Source organism: Nonomuraea sp. AD125B (assembly GCF_041402765.1).
In the GTDB taxonomy this organism is placed as follows: Bacteria; Actinomycetota; Actinomycetes; order Streptosporangiales; family Streptosporangiaceae; genus Nonomuraea; species Nonomuraea bangladeshensis.
The window spans coordinates 150,186-171,427 of sequence record NZ_JBGLOU010000018.1 but is presented as its reverse complement, the minus strand read 5'-3'; the positions used below and the strand labels follow the sequence as shown (position 1 = coordinate 171,427).

Here is a 21,242-nt window from a genome sequence, read left to right as displayed (position 1 = left end):
TCCTTACGGCGCCGCTTGGCCTGGGTCGCACCGAAGCCTAACCACTTCCGGCGATCATGTCTGCTCACTTGACGATGCCGGACTGGTTTCCCGCCCCGCGATCGGCTCAGTCCTCGTACGCCTCCAGCGGAGGGCACGAGCAGACCAGGTTGCGGTCGCCGTAGGCCTGGTCGATGCGGCGCACCGGCACCCAGTACTTGTTCTCGCGCAGCGACGCCACCGGGTAGGCGGCCTCGCTGCGGCTGTAGGGGTGCGGCCACTCGTCGGCGGTGACCGACTCGGCCGTGTGCGGGGCGTTGCGCAGCGGGTTGTCGGCCGGGTCGTACGCCCCCGACGCCACCTTGGCGATCTCCTCGCGGATGGCGATCATGGCGTCGGCGAACCGGTCGAGCTCGCCGAGGTCCTCGCTCTCGGTGGGCTCGATCATGAGCGTCCCGGCCACCGGGAACGACATGGTCGGCGCGTGGAAGCCGTAGTCGATGAGGCGCTTGGCCACGTCGTCCACGGTGACGCCGGTCTCCTTGGTGATCTGCCGCAGGTCGACGATGCACTCGTGCGCGACCAGCCCGCCGCGCCCGGTGTAGAGCACCGGGTAGTGCGGCGCCAGCCGCCTGGCCAGGTAGTTGGCCGACAGGATGGCCTGCTCGGTGGCGGCGGTGAGGCCGTCGGCGCCCATCATCCTGATGTAGGCCCACGAGATCGGCAGGATGCCCGCCGAGCCGTGCGGGGCGGCCGAGACCGGCCCGACCAGGGAGCCGTCCTTCAGCGGGTGGCCGGGCAGGTAGGCGGCCAGGTGGCCGCGGACCGCGACGGGGCCGACGCCGGGGCCGCCGCCGCCGTGCGGGATGCAGAAGGTCTTGTGCAGGTTGAGGTGGGACACGTCGGCCCCGAACTCGCCCGGCTTGGCCAGTCCGACCAGGGCGTTGAGGTTGGCGCCGTCCACGTAGACCTGGCCGCCGGCCTCGTGCACCTTGGCGCAGACCTCGGTGATGCTCTCCTCGTACACGCCGTGGGTGGACGGGTAGGTGACCATGATCGCGGCGAGCGCGTCGCGGTGCTTGGCGATCTTGGCGTCGAGGTCGGCGAGGTCCACGTTGCCGTCGGCGTCGCAGGCGACGACCACGACCCGCATGCCGGCCATGACGGCGCTGGCGGCGTTGGTGCCGTGCGCCGAGGACGGGATGAGGCAGACGTCGCGGCCTTCCTGGCCCTTGTCCCGGTGGTAGGCGCGGATGGCCAGCAGCCCGGCGAACTCGCCCTGCGAGCCGGCGTTGGGCTGCAGGGAGACCGCGTCGTAGCCGGTGACCTCGGCGAGCCAGCGCTCCAGCGTGCCGATCAGCTCCAGGTAGCCCTCGGCCTGCTCGACCGGCGCGTACGGGTGCACGCCCGCGAACTCCGGCCAGGTGATGGGCTCCATCTCGGTGCTGGCGTTGAGCTTCATCGTGCAGGAGCCGAGCGGGATCATCGACCGGTCGAGCGCGATGTCCTTGTCCTGGAGCCGGCGCAGGTAGCGCAGCATCGCGGTCTCGGAGCGGTGGCTGTGGAAGACCGGGTGGGTGAGGTAGCCGGACTCGCGCAGCAGCTCGGCGGGCAGCGCGTCGGCGGTGGCCTCGACGTCGGCGTCCCGCTCGGGCACGCCGAACGCGGCCTGCACGGCGCGCAGCTCGGCCGTGCCGGTCTTCTCGTCGCAGGCGACCGAGACGTGGTCGTCGTCGGCCCGCCACAGGTTGACGCCGCGCTCGGCGGCGGCGGCGACCACCTCGGAGGCCCGGCCGGGCACCCGGACGAGCACGGTGTCGAAGAACGCCTCGTGCACGACCTCCAGCCCGCTCGCGCGCAGGCTCTCGGCGAGGGCGGCGGCGTGCCGGTGGGCGCGCAGCGCGATGCGGCGCAGGCCCTCGGGGCCGTGGTAGACGGCGTACATGCCGGCGATGACGGCCAGCAGCACCTGCGCGGTGCAGATGTTGCTGGTGGCCTTCTCGCGGCGGATGTGCTGCTCGCGGGTCTGCAGGGCGAGCCGGTAGGCGGGGTCGCCGTCGGCGTCCACGGACACGCCGACCAGGCGGCCGGGGAGCTGGCGCTGCAGGCCCTCGCGGACGGACATGTAGGCGGCGTGCGGCCCGCCGAAGCCGAGCGGCACGCCGAAGCGCTGGGAGGAGCCGATCGCGATGTCGGCGCCGAGCTCGCCCGGCGCGGCCACGAGGGTGAGCGCGAGCAGGTCGGCGGCGGCCACGACGAGCGCCCCGGCCTCGTGCGCGGCGTCGGCCACGGCGCGGAAGTCGCGCAGCCGCCCGGAGGCGCCCGGGTACTGGACGAGCACGCCGAAGCACTCGGGCAGCTCACCGCCGTCGAGCGGGTGCTCGACGAGCTCGATGCCGAGCGGCTCGGCGCGGGTGGCGAGCACCCGCTTGGTCTGCGGCAGGGCGTCGGCGTCGACCACGAACACGTGGCTCTTGGAGCGGCCGGCGCGCCGGGCGAGAGTCATGGCCTCGGCGGCCGCGGTGGCCTCGTCCAGCAGGGACGCGCCGGCGACGGGCAGGCCGGTCAGGTCGGAGACGACCGTCTGGAAGTTGAGCAGCGCCTCCAGCCGCCCCTGCGAGATCTCCGGCTGGTACGGCGTGTACGCGGTGTACCAGCCCGGGTTCTCCAGCAGGTTGCGGCGGATGACCGCGGGCGTGATCGTGTCGTGGTAACCGAGGCCGATCATGGAGGTGAGCACCCGGTTGCGGCCGGCCAGGGCGCGCAGCTCGGCGATCGCCTCGCTCTCGCTGACGGCGGCGGGCAGCGTGAGCCGGTCCTTGGCCCGGATGGCCTCGGGGACCGCCACGGCCACCAGGTCGGCGACGGACTCGAAGCCGACGGCCTCCAGCATGCGCTGCTGGTCGGCCTCGGACGGGCCGATGTGGCGGCCGGCGAACGGCGGCTCGGACAGGGACGTCGGCGCGGACGGCGGCGGGGACGCCGGCAGGGACTCTGACAGGGCGGTCATGGACGGTGCCTCCCGAGGCTTATGGAGACCGGCGCCGGGGCGCGGGCGGATGCCGGATCTCCCCCTCTGTCAGCGCGGGCGTCACCGCGACCTGAGAGCTTCGCCTCGCGAGGAGGCTTGCACCGTCGGTGAGGCGCGCCTGGCGGGCGTGCCTGCTTTCCAGAGTTGCCTCACCCGAGCGGTACCGGTTGCCTGAGAGATTCCGGGGAGGGTTGCTCCTTCGGCGCCCCGGGACCAGGCGGTGCCGGGGACTCTCCCGCACGGGGTCGTCAGCCTTACCCGTCCTAGGGTACTACTCCGGACGTTACGGGCGAATTACTACCCTAGCCGTCGGGCACGGCGGCGCTGGGCGAGCTCGTCAGCGGGGTGGTCGGCCGGGACGTTGTCCTCGACCGCCGCGCGTTCCCCCGGCAGCTCCGCGAGGCTTCCCTCGACCTCACGCCAGACCCGGCCGAGCGCGATGCCGAACACGCCCTGGCCGCCCTGGAGGAGGTCTATCACCTCGTCGGCCGAGGTGCACTCGTAGACGCTGACGCCGTCGCTCATGAGCGTGATCTGCGCGAGGTCGGCGACCCCGCGGTTGCGCAGGTGCTGCACGGCCGTGCGGATCTGCTGCAGCGACACCCCGGTGTCGAGGAGCCGCTTGACGACCTTGAGCACCAGGATGTCGCGGAAGCTGTAGAGCCGCTGGGAGCCCGAGCCGTGCGCGGCGCGGATGGTCGGCTCCACCAGGCCCGTACGCGCCCAGTAGTCGAGCTGCCTGTAGGTGATGCCGGCCGCCGCGCAGGCGGTGGGCCCGCGGTAACCGATGTCGTCCGGCAGTGCCGCCGGACGCTCGTCGAAGAGCAGCCCCTGCTCCCCGGCACGCTGCCGCGCGTCCTCGCGCCGCACCGGATCTTCCTGGCCGGCCGTCTTTCCCTCGCCGCTGCTGACCGCCACGCGGACCTCCGGCTTTCTCTCATCCCGCGGCCCGATCTGGGGGTTCATATAGGGCGACCGCGGGTTTCACTTGCACCGTAGGACCGTCACCATGCTCAGTCAACGATCCGGCTCGGCGCGTCGTGAAGCGTAAATGCACCGAAATACCTACCCCGCCCTGCCGAAGTCCTCGGGAGTGATCGTGTCAAGGAACTCCCTGAACTTCTCCACCTCGTCCTCCTGGTCGTCCGGGATGACCACGCCGGCCTCCTGGACCACCTCCTCGCTGGCGAAGATGCGCGCTCCGGTGCGCAGGGCGAGCGCGATGGAGTCGGACGGGCGCGCGCTCACCTCGACGCCGTTGGAGAACACCAGGTCGGCGAAGAAGATGCCGTCGCGCAGCGCGACGATGTTGACCGCACGCAGGCCGACGCCCAGCGCGCTCAGCACGTCGCGGAACAGGTCGTGGGTGAGCGGCCGCGGCGGAGGCTCCTCCGCCTGGGCGAGGGCGATGGCCGTCGCCTCGGTCATCCCGATCCAGATAGGAAGGAACCGCTCCCCGTGTGCCTCCTTGAGCAAGACGATCGGTTGATTTGTGGGCATTTCGACTCTTACGCCCACGACCTCCATCTGCAACACGGGCTGCTCCGTATTCCTGACCGGTGACCCGGCACAGCTCTTGGTTCGTCGCTTCTGCTGACTGGCTACTTCATTTCAACGTAACACCCGGAAGGCCCCGATTGCTCCCCGGCCACCATCCGGGGTCTCCTCACCGCCCCAGGACCGAACGTACCCCTGTGCGGACCAACGACGCGTGCAGGTCGAGCAGGAGGTTGGACAGCTCCCGCGCGGTCTCCTCGGCCTCGCCGATGGCGCCCGGGGCGCGGCGTTTCAGCACCGGCGCGACGCTCTGCTCGACCAGGCCGCACTCGCGCTCGGCGGCGGCCTTGACCGCGCGCAGGTGCCGGGCGCCGAGACCGAAGCGGGCCAGGGCGCCGACGGTGCGGGCGATCTTGAGCGCCTCCTCGTCGTAGCGGCGGGCGACCGGGGTCAGCAGGCCGTAGTCCTCGCACTCGGCGAGGGTCTCCTCGTCGATGCCGGCGGCCTCCAGCAGCTCGGCGCGGCCGAGCCTGACCTCCTGCTTGTCGGGCAGGGCCCGGGGGCGGCCGAAGCTCTCGGCCATGCGGTCCTTGATGACCCGCAGCGGCAGGTAGTGGTCGCGCTGCTCGGTGAGGATGAAGCGGAGCTGCTCGACGTGCAGGTGCGTGAACTTGCGAAAGCCGGAGGGGCTGCGCTCGGGCTCGATGAGCCCTTCGCCCTCCAAGAACCTGATCTTGGAGATCGTCACATCGGGGAACTCGCCCTGCAGCAGGGCGAGCACCTCCCCGATGCTCATGTGCGAGCGGGCCGCCTGGGAAGTCATGCGCTGTGGTTGCCCCGCATGAGGAAGACCAGCCGGAATTTGCCGATCTGCACCTCGTCGCCGGAGTGCAGTGGAACCTCCTCGATCCGCTCGCGGTTGACGTAGGTGCCGTTGAGGCTGCCCACGTCGCGGACGGAGAACTGGCCGCCGCGGTGACGGTAGAACTCCACGTGGCGGCGCGAGACGGTGATGTCGTCGAGGAAGATGTCGCTCTCCGGGTGGCGCCCGGTCGTGGTGAGCTCCTTGTCCAGCCGGAAGCGGCTGCCCTGGTTGGGGCCCCTGGTCACCGTGAGCAACGCCGTGCCGGGCGGGAGCTGCTCCACCAGCGCCCGCTCCTGCAGGAGCATGTCGCCTGTCTCAGCCTCGTACGCCTCGATTCCCGCCACGGAGATCGTCGAAGTGGTGTCCCCTGCGACCTCGTGTCTGGTCAGCGGTGACCCGCAGCGGGAACAGAAACGGGCATCCTCGGGGTTGGCGTGCCCGCACTGCGTGCAGTAGACGCTCGGCATCGATCGGCTCGGCCTCCTACCGCGAAGACGCGGCGACGGTGCTCAGGACGCGCCTCGCTTCGCTTTCTTCAAGTTTGCGAATGCCGCAACATACGCTGATCAGCGGCAAAGGTCAACTCGGGGCGCTGGACGGTGGTTTGGACGCAGACAAAGTTACCGCCGCTTCCGCCCCGTGGTCCATGCCGCCGCGCGTTTCTACATTACGATCTTGCGGCGGCCGGCGCGCACCCGGCAACCGTGGTTTCCGCCACTTTCGTACCGTTCACGCACCGCTCACTCTCCGTGACATTCATGGCCGCCGGGTCAGCCGGCGGCCTGTTCCACCACCCGCGCCCACCGCTCCAGGAGCGCCTGGGCGCCGTCCATGTCCGCCGCCTCGGCCCACAGGTCGGTGACGGGCTCGGTGGCGGCGGGCAGCACCAGCACCCAGCTCCCGTCGTCGCGGGCCACCCGCACCCCGTCGGTGGTGTCCACGCGGTAGCCCGCGGGCTCGGCCTCGGCGGCCTCGATGACCGAGCGCATGACCGCGCCCTTGGCCGCCCACGGCGTCGGCACCGTCCTGCGCAGCAGCCTGACCTCGGGGATCCTCGCGTCGATCTGGCTGAGCGAGAGCCGGGTACGGGCGACCAGCCCGAGCAGGCGCATGAACGCGGCCAGCCCGTCGATGGCCGGGCTGAACTCCGGCACCACGAACCCGCCCCGCCCGTCCGCCGCGAAGATCATGTCGGGGCCCGCGACGGCCGCGGTGAGGGCGTCCAGCGAGGTGGAGGTCCACTGCACCTGCACGCCGTGGAAACGGCACACCTGCTCGGCGACCCGGGTCGTGGTGACCGGCAGCGCCACCCGGCCGCCCCTGCGCTCGGCGGCGACCAGGTCGAGCACGACGAGCAGGGCGCGTTCCTCGTCGATGAGCTGGCCCATCTCGTCCACCAGGGCGATGCGCTCGCCGACCGGGTCGAAGCGCACGCCGAAGGCCGCCCGCGAGGAGCTGACCAGCTCCGACAGCCGTTGCAGGTCGCGGCGGCGCTCGGCCAGCGTCTCGGTGGGCGAGACGTCGTCGAGGCGGGCGTTGACGGTGAGCACGTCCACGCCGACCCGGCCGAGCAGGGTGGGCAGCACCAGCGAGGAGGTGCCGCCCGCGCAGTCCACGACGACCTTCATGTCGCGTACGTCGCCGACGCCGACGTGGCGCAGCAGCTCGTAGGTGTAGTCCTCGATCGCGCGGGAAGGATGCGTCAGCTCGGCGATCTCGCCGGGGAAGGCGCGGCGGAACTCCTGGCGGGAGAAGACTCGCTCCAGCTTGCGCTGCGCGCCGGGGGCGAGGTCGGCGCCGCGGGCGTCCATGAGGACGATGTCCACGCTCTGCGGGTCGCCGGGCGTGGTGCGCAGCGCGATGCCGCCGGCGGCGCCCTCCCTGCCGGTGTGGAAGCGGGCCACCGGCAGCGGGGCCGCCTCCAGGTCGAGGACGTTGATCGCCCCTGCGGTGAGCGCGCCGTTGACCGCCCGCTTGAGCGCGCGGGCGGCGAGCGAGCAGTCGCGGGCGGTGACGACGTACTCGCCCTTCTTCAGGGTGGTGGCGTAGGCGCTGGCCAGGCGGACGCACAGCTCGGCGGTGATCTCGACGTTGACCAGGCCGCTCACGCCCCGGGGGCCGAACAGGCTGCGCTGGCCGCGCGACTCCCAGATGACGCTGGTGTTGACGACCGCGCCGGCCTCGATGGTCTTGAACGGGTAGACCCTGACGCCGCTGGAGACGTACGCCTCGGACTCGATGACGCACTCGTCGCCGATGACCGCGTTCTCCTCGATGCGGGCGCCGGTCATGACGTCGGTGCTCTTGCCGACGACGCAGCCGCGTAAGTGGGCGCCAGGGCCCAGGTAGACGTTGTCGTGGACGATCGCGCGGTGCAGGAAGGCGCCCTCGCGGACCACGACGTTGCTGCCGAGCACGGTGTACTCGCGCAGCTCGGCGCCCGCCTCGACCTTGGCGTAGTCGCCGATGAGCAGCGGGCCCTTGAGCACGGCGTCGGGGTCGACCGAGGCCGACTCGGCGACCCAGACGCCGGGCGAGAGCTCGAAGCCGCCGAGGTCCAGCTCGACCCGGCCGGACAGGGCGTCGGCGTGGGCCTTGAGATAGCTGTCGTGGGTGCCGACGTCCTCCCAGTAGCCGTCGGCGACGTAGCCGTAGATGGCGGCGCCCTGCTCCAGCAGGGCGGGGAAGACGTCGCTCGACCAGTCGACGGGCTCGCCGGTGGCGACGGCGTCGAGGATCTCGGGCTCCATGACGTAGATGCCGGTGTTGACGGTGTCGGAGAAGACCTGGCCCCAGGTGGGCTTCTCCAGGAAGCGCTGCACGCGCCCGCCCTCGTCGACGATGATGATCCCGAATTCGAGGGGGTTGGGGACGCGCTTGAGCCCGATGGTGACAAGTGCCGAATTTTCCCGATGAAAACGGATCATTTCGGATAAATCGATGTCCGTGAGGGCGTCGCCGCTGATCACCAGGAACCGGTCGTCGCGCAGGCGGTCGGCGGCGTTCTTGACGCTGCCGGCGGTGCCGAGAGGGACGTCCTCGGTGGCGTACTCCAGGTGCATGCCCAGCTCGTCGCCGTCGCCGAAGTAGTTGCGCACCAGCGCCGCCAGGAACTGCACGGTCACCACGGTCTCGGTGATGCCGTGCCGTTTGAGCAGGCGCAGGACGTGCTCCATGATCGGGCGGTTGACCACCGGCAGGAGGGGTTTGGGCTGGTTGGCGGTCATCGGCCGCAGCCGCGTGCCCTCCCCGCCCGCCATGACGACCGCCTTCACCCGCTCACTCCTTCTTGGCCGAGGTCACGAGCCGGCGCACCTGCACCACGTACAGCAGTCCGGCCCACCAGTACAGGCCCGTTCCCCAGAGGGCGAAGGCCCAGCCGACGATCCGGGCTATATCGGCATACCACCCGGAGTGGGAGGCAAGGAAGAGGAGGGGGAAGGCGTACATGAGGTTGAACATCGCGGCCTTGCCCAGGAAATGCACCTGAAGTGCCCGGTAGCCGTGCCTGCGGAGGACGGGGAAGGAACACGCGACGAAGACTTCGCGCGCCAGGATGACCAGCACCAGCCACCACGGGATCACCTCGCGCAGCAGCAGCGCCAGGATCGTGGCGAAGACGTAGAGCTTGTCGGCGGCCGGGTCGATGAGCCGGCCGAGCTTGCTGGTCTGGTTGAACGCCCGGGCGATCTTTCCGTCGAGCCAGTCGGTGAAGCCCGCGACGGCGAGGATCCCGATGGCCCACCCGTCGGCCTGCGGCACGAGGACCAGCCACAGGAACACGGGCACGCCGAGGAGGCGCAGGAAGCTCAGCAGGTTGGGAACCGTCCAGATCCGGTCCTCGGCGGAAGTTTCGCTCACGCAGCAGACCCTACTGATTGCGCCGAACTCCCGCGCAGCCGGTCGGGCCCGGCCCCGTGCTCCGCCGTCAGGCGCGCTGGAAGGAGTGCGTACGGCCGACCTCGGCGAAGCCGAGCCGGGCGTAGAAGTCCTTCGGCCAGTCGGCCGCGTCGGCGACCAGGAAGATCAGCTCGGCGCCGGCCGCCTCGGCGAGCAGCGCGCTCAGCAGCGCGCGGGCGTGACCCCTGCCGCGATGCTCCTCGGCCGTCCAGACGTCCTCGATCTGGGCGACGCCGCCGTGCAGGTAGAGGTCGGCGCGGGCGGCGAGCTCGCCGCCGGGGGCGCGCACGCCGCGGAAGAGCACCCGGTCGGCGCCCGCCACGCGGTTCTCCACGCGCCTGGCCAGCGCCTCGACCACCTCCTCGCCCGCCTCGGGCAGGCTGCGGCGCCAGTCGCGGCGCAGCACCTCCATCAGCTCGGCCGTCTCCAGGGGCTCGGCCGGGGGCGGGTCCTCGGGGACGGCGCCGCGGAAGGCCATGACGAGGTGGACCTCGTGGGCGTAGCCGGCGCGGGCGAAGGCGGGCGCGAACGTCTCGCCGAGGCGGTCGTCGGCGACCGTCACCAGCCGGTGGCCGTGGCCGGTCAGGACCTCGTCGGCGGCCCGCAGCACCTCGTCCGGCTCGGCGGGCTCCCACACGAGGAGGCGGTTGTCGTCGTAGGAGCCGGGGTAACGCTCGTCGAGCACGGCCACCCCGCCGGGCACGGGCACCTCGCGCGGCGCCCGGCGGCGGGCGAAGCCGCGCAGGAACGCGAGCGCGCGGGCCAGGTCGGCCGCGTCGCTCTCGCGCCGTAAGGCGGCCAGGTGGGCGACGTCGTCCATCACACCCGCCATGTCGGGAACGCGGGCCGTGCCCGCCGGGCCAGGAACGCGGGCCGTGCCCGCCGGGCCAGGAACGCGGGCCGTGCCCGCCGTGCCGGGCGGGAGCGGTCAGCCGGCACTGCGCACGGCCTTGAGGAACGCCTCGATGAGGGCCGGGTCCTTCACCCCGGGCGCGGTCTCGACGCCGCTCGACACGTCGACCCCCCACGGGTCGGCGGCGGCGATCGCCTCGGTCACGTTGTCCGGGGACAGCCCGCCGGCCAGCAGCCAGCGGCCCGACGGCCGGCCACGCACGGCCGCCCAGTCCCACGGCTGCCCGGAGCCGGCGTGCGGGGCGTCGACCAGGAGGAGGTCCTCGTCGTAGGCGCCGCAGCGCAGGTCGGCCCCCGAGTCGACGGCGCGGACCAGGGTGGGGCCGAGGTCGCGCAGCGCGAGGAAGTCGGCGTGCGGGTGACGGCCGTGGAGCTGGATCGCCCGCACGCCGGAGGTCAGCGCCGCCGCCCGGACCGTCTCCGGGTCCTCGCCGCGGAAGACGCCGACGGTCAGGACGTGCCCGGGCACCGCCGCGGCCAGCTCGGCGGCGCGCTCGGGCGTGACCCGGCGCGGGCTGCGGGTCATGACGAACCCGATGGCGTCGGCCCCCGCCTCGACGGCGGCGGCCACGTGGGCGGGCTCGCTCAGGCCGCAGATCTTGACGTACACACCCACGACATTAGCGGCGCCGGGCGGCTGCCGGCGACCACGACCAGAACAGCAGCGCGAGGATCAGCCCGAACAGCATCACCCCGTTGGGCAGGTGCGCCCCCAGGACCGCCCAGGTGAAGTGCTGGGCCATGCCGAGGACGAACAGCGCGAGGCTGGCCAGGGCGGGCCAGCCCGCGCCCCGGCCCGGCCGCCAGACGAGCACGGCCAGCACGATCTGCACCAGGGCGATGAGGTGGACCACCATCCCGGCCATCACGTGCGTCTCGGCCAGGGACTCGGTCTCGACCGCCTGCCCGGCGAACGAGGCCGCGACCAGCAGCGCGGCGGCCTGGGCGATGATCGCCACGCGGAGCGCGTACAGCAGGCCGGCGGAGACCTGGCCGGCGGCCGGCCGGTTCATGACCGTGGTGCTCTCCATGTCGGAGGTCCTTTCGAAGCAGGGGTTCGGTGCGGGACCTCATGGTGGCGACGCGCGGCTCGGGGCGTCGTCAGCCTGCGGGATGAGAGCCGGTCCGCCCCGCGGCGGAGCGGGCGGGAGCGCAGGTCAGGAACCCCGGCGGACGGGGCGGAAGGAGGCGTCCACCAGGCCCGCGCGGTGGGCGACCACGGCGGCCTGGATGCGGTTGCGCAGCCCCAGCTTGTCCATCGCGGCCGCGATGTGGGTCTTGACGGTGGTCACGCCGACGTGCAGCTCCTCGGCGATCTCGGCGTTGGACAGGCCGGTGCCGACCAGGGCGAGCACCTCCAGCTCGCGCTCGGTCAGCCCGGCGGGCACCGGGGCGGCGGCCTGCTCCTCCGCGGCGAGGAAGCGTTCGACGACGCGGCGCAGCACGGACGGCGCGAGCAGCTGCTCCCCCGTGGCGGCCCGGCGCACGGCGTCCACCATCCGCTCCGGCTCGTCGTCCTTGACCAGGAACCCGACCGCTCCGGCGCGGAGGGCGGCGTGCACGTTGGCGTCCTCGGCGAACGTGGTCAGCACGACGATCCTGATGCCCGGCCGCCCGGCCAGCACCCGCTTGATCGCCTCCAGCCCGTCCACCCGGGGCATGCGCAGGTCCATGAGGATGACGTCGGGCAGGTGCCGTTCGGCCAGGCGGACCGCCTCGGCGCCGTCCTCGGCCTCCCCGACGACCTCCATGTCGCCCGCGGCCTGCAGCAGCATGCGCACGCCCGCGCGGACCAGCGCCTGGTCGTCGGCCACCAGGACGCGGATCACGTGGCGCTCCTCGCGGGCAGGCTCGCGGCCAGCAGCCAGCCGCCCTCGCCGTCGGGGCCGGCGCTGAGCGTGCCGCCGAGCGCGCGCACCCGTTCGCGCATGCCGGCCAGGCCACGGCCGGAGGACGGCAGGCGTTCGATGACGGTGGGCGGGGGGCCGTTGCGGATCTCCACCGCCAGCCCCTCCCCTTCGGGGGCGACGCTGACGCTGACCCGGGTGCCGGGGCCGGCGTGTTTGAGCACGTTCGTGAGTCCTTCCTGGACGATGCGCGCCGCCGAGGCGCGGGCGGTGAGCGGGGCCTGGTCGGTGGCGGGGTCGAGGTGGAGGTCCACGACGAGGCCGGCGGCGGCCATGCGCTCGGCCGACTCGCGTACGACGTCGGTGGGGTCGGCCAGCAGGTGCGGCTGACGCTCGGGCTCGCGCAGCAGGTCGAGCAGGTCGCGCAGGTCCTGCAGCACCTGGTGTCCGGTCTCGCGGATGTCGCTGAGCGCGTCGGCGACCGGGCCGTCGGGCGCGGTGTAGCGGGCGGCGCTGGCCCGCAGCACCATGGCGCCGACGTGGTGGGCGACGATGTCGTGGACGTCGCGGGCGATGCGCTCGCGCTCGGCGAGCTGGTCGGCCCGCACCTGGGCGACGGCCGCGCGGGCCGCCTCCTCGGCGCGCAGCCGCTCGGCGGCCGCCGCGGCCTGCCGCATGCCGAGGTAGCGGCCGATGGCGATGGGCGTGGCGACCAGCATCATGAGCACGCCGACGCGGAACGGCGTGACCTCGGTGCCCTCGCCGACGACGGCGATGGCGGTCAGCATGCAGCCGGCCGCGTAGGCCGCCACCAGCCACGCCGCCGACGCCACCCGCATGGCGAACACGCCGACGGAGATGAGAGTGAGGATCACGCAGGTGTTGACGGCCTCGTTGAGATAGGTGTCGGCGCACACCAGCAGCACGCCCTGGCCGAGCAGGACCAGGCCGGGCAGCCGCCTGGCCACCCCCAGCGACAGGCCGCCCACCACGGCCAGCAGCCCGACCACCCAGACGGGCTGGCTGCCGGAGTGCCAGGTCGTCCAGGTGCTCAGCACGGTGATGGCCACGCCCCCGGCGGCCAGCAGCGCGTCCGGGGTGACGTCGCGCTCCTCCAGCGGCCCGGCCGAGCCGCGCAGGTACGCGCCCAGCACGGCGGGCACGACCGGCAGCAGCACCGAGTACATCCAGCTGTTGACCGTGAGCGCGATGCCGGGATCGGCGATGTTGACCGCGGTCGCGGCGACGGCGGCGGCCGCCGCGACCACCGTGCCGCGCCGCCCGGAGCGGAACCCGGCCACGCCGACCGCGACGCAGAGGAGGATCTGCGCGGTGTTGGAGGTGTACGAGCCGAGCTGGTCGGTGATGACGAGCAGCGCGGCGAGGTAGAGGGTGACCGGCACCGGCCGGCTGCGGACGAACCCCATGGGCAGGCCGGCCAGCAGCCCCATCGGCAGGTTCGCCTCGGCCGGCAGGTAGGTCGTGTCGCCCGCGTGAGCGGTGGTGAACAGGTCCAGTGCCACTCCCGAAACCGCCAGGAGGACATCCAGCGGCACACCGCGCCAACGCATGCACTCACGCTATCCGCACACCGTGAACCGCTGATCCTCCGGTCGAAGGATGCCGCCTCCTCCTACTGGCCGCAGGTACGCCCGGTGGGTGGAGCGGTGTAGAGGGATCTTGGCCGTACTTTCGTCGCATGTCCAACGACACCGCACTTTTTCTCGGCCAGTTCCTGCGCTCCCCCGCCGTGATCGGCGCGGTCGCCCCCAGCTCGCGGCGGCTGGCCGCGGCCGTCTGCGCGCCGGTGCCCGAGCGCGGCGAGCCCACGGTCGTCGAGCTCGGGCCGGGCACGGGGCCCTTCACGGAGGAGATCCAGCAGCGGCTGGGCGGGCGCGGTCACCATCTGGCGGTGGAGCTGAACGCGCCGATGGCGAAGCTGCTCGCCGCGCGGTTCCCCCTGGTGGACGTGGCGCACGCGGACGCGGCCCGGCTGGGCGAGCTGCTGCGGGAGCGGGGGCTGAGGCAGGCGGACGTGGTGGTCAGCGGGCTGCCGTGGGCGGCCTTCCCCGAACAGGCCCAGCGGGACCTGCTGGGGGCGGTGACGGCGGCGATGGGGCAGGGCGCCGCGTTCACGACCTTCTCCTACATCCACGCGATCCCGCTCAGCTCGGCGCGGCGGTTCCGCGCGCTGCTGGCGGAGCGGTTCGAGGAGGTCGTGCCGGGCCGGACGGTGTGGCGCAACGCCCCGCCGGCGTTCGTCTTCCACGCCCGGCGGCCCCGGGCGTGACCCGCCCGGGGCGCACCGGGTGGGGGGCGGGCGCACCCGAGGCGGAGGAAGCTCTGGCTCAACCACCTCACGCCACAGGTGCTCACCCGCGCGGTGCGCCCGGGTGCCGATCGACCCCGCCTGCCCTCGCCTCGCCGATCACGCACGGGCCCTGACGTGATCGCCGCGGGCGGGCCCGCCGGCAGGATCCTCGGCGCCGTCCCGTCCCCTGCGGGCGGGTGCGCGGGGCGCCATCGCCTCGGCGGCGCCGGCCCCGGGTCGCCCCGGTCTCCGTGTGCGCGCAACCCCCTTCTTCGTCGTCCCGCACGCGGCCGGCGGCCCGCCGCCTTCCCGGCCCGTCCGCCGGGGCGGCGTTCTCGACCTCGCCGGACGGTCCGTCATTGATCTGCGCCTACCCGGAGCGGGCGGAAGCACACGCCCCTCCGTCAGCCTCCCCGTGTCAGCCGAACGCCGGCGGGCGCTTCTCGCGCAGCGCGCGGACGCCTTCGGCGACGTCGGGGCCGGTGAAACCGAGGAACTCCATGGCCAGCGAGGCGTCGAAGGACGGCCCGGCCAGGCGCAGCCAGTTGTTGAGCGCGTACTTGGTCAGCCTGATCGCCTCCTGCGCGCCGGAGGCGAGCCGGACGGCGAGCTCCATGGCCCGCTCGTGCACCTGGTCGTCGTCGACGCAGACGCTCACCAGCCCCATGCGCTCGGCCTCCTCGCCGGTGACCGGCTCGCACAGCAGCAGGTGGTATTTCGCCTTGGCCAGGCCGCACAGCAGCGGCCAGACGATGGCGGCGTGGTCGCCGGCGGCGACGCCGAGGCGGGTGTGGCCGTCGATGATGCGGGCGGTGCGCCCGGCGACGGAGATGTCGGCGAGCAGCGCCACCGCCAGCCCCGCGCCGACGGCGGGGCCCTGGATGGCGGAGACGACGGGCTTGCCGCAGTTGAGCACGTTGTAGACGATGTCGCGGGCCTCGCCGAACACGCGCAGCCTGGTCGCGTGGTCGGCCATCATCTCCTCGATCATCGACAGGTCGCCGCCGGAGGAGAACGCCCGGCCCTCTCCCCTGATGAGGACGGCCCGTACGCTGTCGTCGCGGTCGGCGTCGCGCCAGATCTCGGCCAGCTCGCGGTGGGCGGCGGCGTCGACGGCGTTGAGCCGGGCGGGCTCGCTGATCGTGATGCGCAGCACGCCGTCGGCCGGGGTGTCGAGGCGCAGCTTCTCGTAGCGGGCGTAGGCGTCGTCCTTCACCGGTCCTCCTGGGTCAAAGGGCCTGCCTGAGCCGGGCGGCCAGGTAGTCGCGGGCCTCGGCGCCCTGGTCGAACAGGCCGGGCAGGGCGGTGAAGCCGTGCAGGGCGCCGTCCCAGCGGCGGCACTCGGCCGGCACGCCGGCCTCGGCCAGGCGGCGGGCGTACGCCTCGCCCTCGTCGCGCAGCACGTCGTACTCGGCGGTCACCACGGTCGCGGGCGGCAGGCCGGCGACGTCGGGCAGCCGCAGCGGCGACAGCCTCGGGTCGGCGGGGTCGGTGTCGCCGGCGTAGCAGCGCAGGGACCAGGCCAGCTCGGCGGCGGACAGGAGGTAGCCCTTGGCGTGGTCGCGGTGGCTGGGCAGCTCCATGGCGGCGTCGAGGAGCGGGCAGGCCAGCGCCTGGTGGGCCAGGCGCAAGCCGGCGTCGCGGGCCTGCCAGGCGGCCACGGCCGCAAGGTTGCCGCCCGCGCCCTCGCCAACGACGGCCACGACGCCGTTGCTCTGGTAGAAGGCGGGCCGGGCGAAGATGTCGCGCACGACCGTCCAGGCGTCGTCGGGCGCGGCAGGGAACGGGTGCTCGGGGGCCTGCCGGTAGTCGGCCGACACCACCACCGCGCCCGTGCGGACGGCGAGGAAGCGGCCCATCGCGTCGGAGCGCCGGACGTCGCCGATGACGAAGCCGCTGCCGTGGACGAAGCCGCCGCCGTGGAAGTAGACGACGACCGGCAGCGGGTGGTCGCCGGGGTCGGCGCGGTAGACGCGGATCGGCACGTTCTCGGCCAGCTCGTCGCGGACGAAGGGCAGCGTGGTCAGCGGGCCGCGGTGCAGCGCGTACGGGTCGGGGGCCGCGCGGGCCCGCCGGATGTCCTCCGGCGTGCGCGCGTCGTGGTCGGTGCCCTCGTCAGACCCGGCGGTGGCGAGGAAGCTCCGCGCCTGGGGGTGCAGCGGCATGATCGCAGCCTAGCGGGCCGCCTCCATGAACGCATCGAAGATCCGGGTGTCCCCGTCCCGCTCGGGATGCCACTGCACGCCCACGCCGAAGCGGTGTCCCTGCAGCTCCACGCCCTCGACGATCTGGTCCTCGGCCCAGGCGACGGCCAGCAGGCCGGTGCCGAGGCGGCGTACGGACTGGTGGTGCGGCGCGACCACCTCGACGCGGTCGCCGACGGCCTTGCCGAGCGTGCTGGTCACGCTCACCTGGATCGTGTGGGCGCCCGGCCCGGCGTGCCGGTCGCTGTCGAGGGAGTCGGGCAGCCACGGGATCAGGCTGCCGCCCTGGGCGACGTTGAGCACGTGCATGCCGCGGGCGATGGCCAGGATGGGCACGTCGGCGCGTACGGCGGCGCGGGCCAGCGCCAGCTCGAAGCGGTCGCGGTTGCGCTGCGGCTCGGGGACGCGGGCGTCCTGCTCGCCGTTGTAGGCGTCCGCGCCCACCTCGACGCCGCCGGCGAGGACGAGGCCGCTCAGGCCGCGTACGTAGTCCTCCACCGCGTACGAGCTGACCGGCGGCAGGACCACCGGCGCTCCGCCCGCCCGCAGCACCGCCTTGGCGTAGGAGGGAGGCGACAGGACCGCCTCCCTGACCCAGTCGCCCCAGCGGGCGGCCTCGAAGTAGGCGGTGATGCCGATCAGCGGTCGGGACATGCGCTCTCCCGGGGGGGCAGGATGGAGTTTGGTGCCGCCGCCGGCCCGTCAGCGCCGACGGCTTGAGGCCCATCATGGCGTACGCGCTTTCCGGTATGTCACTTCTCCCAAAGATCCCCCCACATCGGACTTCAGGCTGTTCGTCCGCTTCACTGCCGCCTGTCAGGCGACCGCCTCCCGTGCCAGGCTCTCGCACAGCGCCCAGACCGCGTCCTGGTTGCGCCGGTCGAGGGCGCTCGCGGGCCAGTCCACCCGGCGGCTCTTCATGCTGAAGTAGGCCCCGCTGACCCCCTCGACCTCGGGACTCGACGCCAGGTGGATGCTGGAGCGGGCGGGCTTGGTGAGGTCGCCGAACACGTGCGGCGCGGAAAGCCGCAGCAGCGGGACGACCGGGCGGTAGGCGTAGGGGAACGATCCCATGGTCATCGACCGGTTCATCGGCGTGTGCCCGTGGCCCGGATAGGCGACGTTGACCGTGACGCCGCTGCCGGCCACCTCCTCGGCGAAGCGCAGGCTCATCGCCATGAGCATCGTCTTCGTGTGGTTGTACTGGCTGAACGTCCACCCCATGAAGCGGCGCTCCGCCTGCAGGTTGCCCAGGTCGATCGGCCCGCCGGGGATGCCTCCGGTGATGTTGACGACCCGGCCGGCGAGCACGGGCAGCAGCAGGCGGGTCAGCGTGTACGGCGTCAGCACGTGGGCGGCGAAGTTGAGCTCCACGCCGTCCTCGGTGAGGGTGCGCCGCGGCGGGTTGACGCCGACGTTGTTGACCAGCACGTCCAGCCGGTCGCAGCGCCCGGCCACCTCGGCGGCGAGCCTGGCGACCTCGCGCTGCCGCGTCAGGTCCGCGGCGACGGCCTCCACCTGCGCGCCGCCCGCGCCGAGCTCCTCGGCCGCCTGCCGGGCGCGTACGGGGTCGCGTCCGACCAGGATCACCCGGGCGCCCAGGGCGGCCAGCCCGCGCGCGGTCTCCTTGCCGATCCCACCGGTGCTGCCGGTCACCAGCACGGTCTTTCCTCGCATGAGAACCTCCGGTCCACAGTTCGTAGAGCAATGCCCTCAATATGACACTCAGTGCCACACCTGGCAACTGGTGTAGGCTCCGGGGTCATGGAGGGTCTGCGGGATCGCACCCGGCGCGCCGTCCGCGCCGAGCTGGCCGGGCGGGCGCTGGAGCTGTTCACGACGCACGGGTTCGACGAGACGACCGTCGACGACATCGCGCGCGCGGCCGGGATGTCCAGGCGCAGCTTCTTCCGCTACTTCCCGAGCAAGGAGGACGTGCTCTTCGGGCAGCTGGAGGCGATGGGCGAGCAGGTCGCCGAGGAGATCGCCGCCCGGCCGCCGCAGGAGGGGCCCTGGGAGTGCCTGCACGCGGTGCTGCGCGACTGGGAGGCGCGGATCAACACGCAGGCCGAAGTGATGCGGCTGGTCGAGCGCACCCCGGCGCTGCGCGCGAGGCTCCTGCAGAAGCGCGACGAGGCCCGCGTCCGGATCGTCGAGGCGCTGATCGGGCGGGGGGTGGCGGCGCTGGAGGCCGATCTCGTGGCGGCCGCCGCCGGGGCGGCACTCGACACGGTGGCCCGCGAGTGGCTGCGCACCCACGAGGGCACCGACGAGGGCACGGGCGAGGGCGCGGGCGGGAGCGCCGACCGGGTGGAGCTGACGGACCGCGTCTTCGCCATGCTCCGGCCCGCGTTCCTGGGCTGACCCGCCCCCCGGACCCTCGCGCCACAAAAGGCGAACACGACTTTTGTTCGGATTAATTGCCCCCGGAATAACGAAAAAAGCGATCGCGGAGAAATTCGCCCCCTATTGCGGCGAAACGGTTGTGACGCGTCAGGCGGGGTGTAAGACTCCTTTGCGAGCGCGTGGTAGCCGGGGCCGGACCGCGCCGCTCGTCACCCGGAGCCGTCAGGGAGGTGGAACGACGAGGACCGGAGCGTTTCTCCGGTCAGCAAAGTGGGGTTGCGTACAAATGTCGTTGAATCCGCGCCTGGTGAAAGAGAGTTTCTCCGTCGTCGAGCCGCACGCAGAACGGGCCACCGCCTATTTCTACGGCCGCTTGTTCGCCGAGAACCCGCAGCTGCGCGCCATGTTCCCGCCCGCCATGGACGTTCAGCGCGACCGCCTGTTCGGCGCGCTGACCCGGATCGTCTGGAGCCTCGACAGCCCCGACGGCCTCGACTCCTACCTCGGCCAGCTCGGCAGGGACCACCGCAAGTACGGTGTCCTCGCCGAGCACTACACCGCCATCGGCAACGCGCTGCTGGCCACGATCCGCCGCTTCGCCGCCGACATCTGGGACCACGAGATCGAGGCGGCGTGGGTGTCGGCGTACACCGCCGCGGCCAACTCCATGATCCGCGCGGCCGACGCCGACGCCGGCGTCTCCCCGCCCTGGTGGCTGGCCGACGTCGTCGGCCACGAGCTGCGCCACCGCGACATCGCGGTCATCACGCTGCGGCCGGCGCAGCGGCTGCCGTACCTGCCCGGCCAGTACGTCAACGTGCAGACCTCCCGCTGGCCGCGCGTGTGGCGGACGTTCTCCATCGCCAACGCGCCGCGTCCGGACAACACCATCCGGCTGCACGTGCGCTCGGTCCCCGGCGGCTGGGTGTCCACGGCGCTGACCCGGCACACCGCGGTGGGCGACACGGTCCTGCTGGGCCCGGCCATGGGCACGATGACGCCCGACGACGAGAGCGGGCGCGACATCCTGTGCGTGGCGGGCGGCACCGGCCTGGCGCCGCTGAAGTCGATCGTCGAGCACGTCATCGCCTCCGGCCGGCGGCCCAACATCCACCTGCTGTACGGCGCCCGCACCGCCGCCGAGCTCTACGACCTGCCCGACCTGCTGAGGATGGCCGCCGCGTTCCCGTGGCTGCGGGTGGTGCCGGTGGTCTCCGGCGACCCGTCCTGGGTGGGGATGAGCGGCGGCCTGCCCGAGGTGACGCAGCGCTTCCACTCCTGGACCGAGCACGAGGTGTACGTGTGCGGCCCGCCCGGCATGGTCAGCGAGACCGTGCGCCGCCTGCAGTCCGACGGCGTCCCCCTGTCCCGCATCCACCGGGACCTCGCCCACGCCCAGAGCTGACCGCCGGGCGGGGGCGCGGGTCCCGTGAGGCGCGGGGGCTGGTCGGGCGCGGGGGCCTGGTCGGGCGCGGGGCCGGTCAGGCGCGGCGGAAGGCGGCGGCGGTCTCCTCGTCGCTCGGCCAGAACGTCTCGATCGCCAGCTCCGACACCGTCACGTCCAGCGGGGTGCCGAACGTCGCGATCGTCGTGAACATCGACAGCACCCGGTCGCCGGCCGCGATGCGCAGCGGCACCAGGATGTCGGCCGGGCCGGGCACGTGGGCCACGTTGAGGTCCACGCCGGGGTAGGTGTAGGAGGCCAGTTCCTCGTACAGCTCCGCCAGCCGCGGGTCGCCCGAGGTCTCGGCCTGCCGCCGGATCGGGGGCAGCAGGTGGGCGCGCACCTCGGCCAGGTTGAGCAGCCGCCCGCCCATGCCCTGCGGGTGCAGCGACAGCCGCATCACGTTGACGGGCTCCTTCAGCAGCTCGGCCGGCACGCCGTCCATGAACATCCCGGCCGCCGCGTTGGCCGCCACCAGGTTCCACGCGGCGTCCACCACGACCGCCGGGTACGGCTCGTGCCCGGCGAGGATCCGGTCCAGCGCCTGGCGCACCACCCCCAGCTCCGGCGCGCGCACCTCCCGCTCGGGGTACATCGGCGCGAACCCGGCCGCGGTCAGCAGCGCGTTGCGCTGCCGCAGCGGCACCTCCAGCTCCTCGGCCAGCCGCCGCACCATCTCACGGCTCGGCCGGGCCCTGCCGGTCTCCAGGAAGCTGATGTGGCGGGCCGACACCTCGGCCTCGATGGCCAGGTCGAGCTGGCTCACCCGCCGCCGCTGCCGCCACGACCGCAACAACTCACCAAAAGTCTCATTTCGTACGGCTACCGCTCCCATGCCGGAAAACCTACCGTTCCGAGGGAAGCGCCACGATTACCCGTCAGGTAATGGGCGGCCCGGCGAGCCGA

Annotated in this window: 20 protein-coding genes and 1 riboswitch; of the genes, 3 read left to right on the top strand and 17 right to left on the bottom strand. The window is 72.9% G+C overall.

The window, feature by feature from the left end; all coding sequences use genetic code 11:
• Positions 1-106 precede the first annotated feature (106 nt).
• The 12 genes from gcvP to ACBR40_RS38310 all read right to left on the bottom strand — a co-directional run bounded on the left by gcvP (position 107) and on the right by ACBR40_RS38310 (position 13,602).
• A complete protein-coding gene (gene gcvP / locus ACBR40_RS38365) occupies positions 107-2,989 on the bottom strand; it encodes an aminomethyl-transferring glycine dehydrogenase (RefSeq protein WP_371251874.1) in 2,883 nt (960 codons plus the stop codon).
• A gap of 169 nt (positions 2,990-3,158) precedes the next feature.
• A riboswitch (glycine riboswitch) is annotated at positions 3,159-3,258 on the bottom strand.
• Positions 3,259-3,307: 49 nt separating this feature from the next.
• Positions 3,308-3,928: a MerR family transcriptional regulator gene (locus ACBR40_RS38360; RefSeq protein ID WP_091084899.1), complete on the bottom strand. Its 621-nt coding sequence runs from the start codon at positions 3,926-3,928 to the stop codon at positions 3,308-3,310.
• 147 nt (positions 3,929-4,075) lie between these two features.
• Positions 4,076-4,546 carry a bifunctional nuclease family protein gene (locus ACBR40_RS38355; protein ID WP_020539830.1) on the bottom strand — a complete coding sequence of 157 codons (471 nt, stop codon included), beginning with the start codon at positions 4,544-4,546 and terminating at the stop codon, positions 4,076-4,078.
• 130 nt (positions 4,547-4,676) lie between these two features.
• A complete protein-coding gene (locus tag ACBR40_RS38350; protein ID WP_344206209.1) occupies positions 4,677-5,330 on the bottom strand; it encodes a MerR family transcriptional regulator in 654 nt (217 codons plus the stop codon).
• Positions 5,327-5,839 carry an FHA domain-containing protein gene (locus ACBR40_RS38345; protein WP_344206208.1) on the bottom strand — a complete coding sequence of 171 codons (513 nt, stop codon included), beginning with the start codon at positions 5,837-5,839 and terminating at the stop codon, positions 5,327-5,329. Before ACBR40_RS38345 ends, ACBR40_RS38350 begins: the two co-directional genes overlap by 4 nt.
• A 303-nt stretch (positions 5,840-6,142) precedes the next feature.
• Positions 6,143-8,647 (bottom strand): sugar phosphate nucleotidyltransferase, encoded by a 2,505-nt coding sequence (locus ACBR40_RS38340; protein WP_371251873.1) that lies wholly within the window; start codon positions 8,645-8,647, stop codon positions 6,143-6,145.
• Between the two features lie 4 nt (positions 8,648-8,651).
• Positions 8,652-9,233, bottom strand: coding sequence for a CDP-alcohol phosphatidyltransferase family protein (locus tag ACBR40_RS38335; RefSeq protein WP_344206204.1), 582 nt, complete (start codon positions 9,231-9,233; stop codon positions 8,652-8,654).
• A 67-nt stretch (positions 9,234-9,300) separates the two neighbouring features.
• Positions 9,301-10,104: a GNAT family N-acetyltransferase gene (locus ACBR40_RS38330; protein ID WP_371251872.1), complete on the bottom strand. Its 804-nt coding sequence runs from the start codon at positions 10,102-10,104 to the stop codon at positions 9,301-9,303.
• 96 nt (positions 10,105-10,200) lie between these two features.
• The gene (locus ACBR40_RS38325; protein ID WP_371251871.1) at positions 10,201-10,794 is read right to left on the bottom strand and encodes a phosphoribosylanthranilate isomerase; all 594 of its coding nucleotides are present in this window, start codon (positions 10,792-10,794) and stop codon (positions 10,201-10,203) included.
• A 10-nt stretch (positions 10,795-10,804) separates the two neighbouring features.
• Positions 10,805-11,215, bottom strand: a complete 411-nt coding sequence (locus ACBR40_RS38320; protein WP_344206199.1) for a hypothetical protein — start codon at positions 11,213-11,215, stop codon at positions 10,805-10,807.
• Positions 11,216-11,341: 126 nt separating this feature from the next.
• Positions 11,342-12,013 carry a response regulator gene (locus ACBR40_RS38315; RefSeq protein ID WP_371251870.1) on the bottom strand — a complete coding sequence of 224 codons (672 nt, stop codon included), beginning with the start codon at positions 12,011-12,013 and terminating at the stop codon, positions 11,342-11,344.
• A complete protein-coding gene (locus tag ACBR40_RS38310; RefSeq protein ID WP_371251869.1) occupies positions 12,010-13,602 on the bottom strand; it encodes a sensor histidine kinase in 1,593 nt (530 codons plus the stop codon). The genes ACBR40_RS38315 and ACBR40_RS38310 overlap by 4 nt, the downstream gene beginning before the upstream one ends.
• A 128-nt stretch (positions 13,603-13,730) precedes the next feature.
• Here ACBR40_RS38310 and ACBR40_RS38305 point away from each other — a divergent pair, with 128 nt between their 5' ends.
• Positions 13,731-14,321 carry an SAM-dependent methyltransferase gene (locus ACBR40_RS38305; protein ID WP_364456103.1) on the top strand — a complete coding sequence of 197 codons (591 nt, stop codon included), beginning with the start codon at positions 13,731-13,733 and terminating at the stop codon, positions 14,319-14,321.
• Between the two features lie 439 nt (positions 14,322-14,760).
• On the opposite strand, the gene ACBR40_RS38300 is transcribed toward ACBR40_RS38305, so the two are convergent.
• The 4 genes from ACBR40_RS38300 to ACBR40_RS38285 all read right to left on the bottom strand — a co-directional run bounded on the left by ACBR40_RS38300 (position 14,761) and on the right by ACBR40_RS38285 (position 18,223).
• The gene (locus ACBR40_RS38300) at positions 14,761-15,558 is read right to left on the bottom strand and encodes an enoyl-CoA hydratase/isomerase family protein (RefSeq protein WP_344206195.1); all 798 of its coding nucleotides are present in this window, start codon (positions 15,556-15,558) and stop codon (positions 14,761-14,763) included.
• 13 nt (positions 15,559-15,571) lie between these two features.
• A complete protein-coding gene (locus tag ACBR40_RS38295) occupies positions 15,572-16,507 on the bottom strand; it encodes an alpha/beta hydrolase (RefSeq protein WP_371251868.1) in 936 nt (311 codons plus the stop codon).
• Between the two features lie 9 nt (positions 16,508-16,516).
• Positions 16,517-17,200, bottom strand: a complete 684-nt coding sequence (locus ACBR40_RS38290) for a gamma-glutamyl-gamma-aminobutyrate hydrolase family protein (protein ID WP_371251867.1) — start codon at positions 17,198-17,200, stop codon at positions 16,517-16,519.
• A 162-nt stretch (positions 17,201-17,362) separates the two neighbouring features.
• Positions 17,363-18,223, bottom strand: a complete 861-nt coding sequence (locus ACBR40_RS38285) for an SDR family NAD(P)-dependent oxidoreductase (protein WP_371251866.1) — start codon at positions 18,221-18,223, stop codon at positions 17,363-17,365.
• An 87-nt stretch (positions 18,224-18,310) separates the two neighbouring features.
• Between ACBR40_RS38285 and ACBR40_RS38280 the strand changes: the two genes are divergently transcribed.
• Together ACBR40_RS38280 and ACBR40_RS38275 are read left to right on the top strand one after the other, a co-directional pair.
• Positions 18,311-18,910, top strand: a complete 600-nt coding sequence (locus ACBR40_RS38280; protein WP_371251865.1) for a TetR family transcriptional regulator — start codon at positions 18,311-18,313, stop codon at positions 18,908-18,910.
• Between the two features lie 289 nt (positions 18,911-19,199).
• Entirely contained in the window at positions 19,200-20,297 is a 1,098-nt protein-coding gene (locus ACBR40_RS38275) for a globin domain-containing protein (protein ID WP_344206188.1), read from the top strand.
• A gap of 76 nt (positions 20,298-20,373) precedes the next feature.
• Here the strand turns inward: ACBR40_RS38275 and ACBR40_RS38270 are convergent, their stop codons facing one another.
• Positions 20,374-21,171 (bottom strand): helix-turn-helix domain-containing protein, encoded by a 798-nt coding sequence (locus ACBR40_RS38270; protein ID WP_371251864.1) that lies wholly within the window; start codon positions 21,169-21,171, stop codon positions 20,374-20,376.
• Between the last annotated feature and the right edge of the window lie 71 nt (positions 21,172-21,242).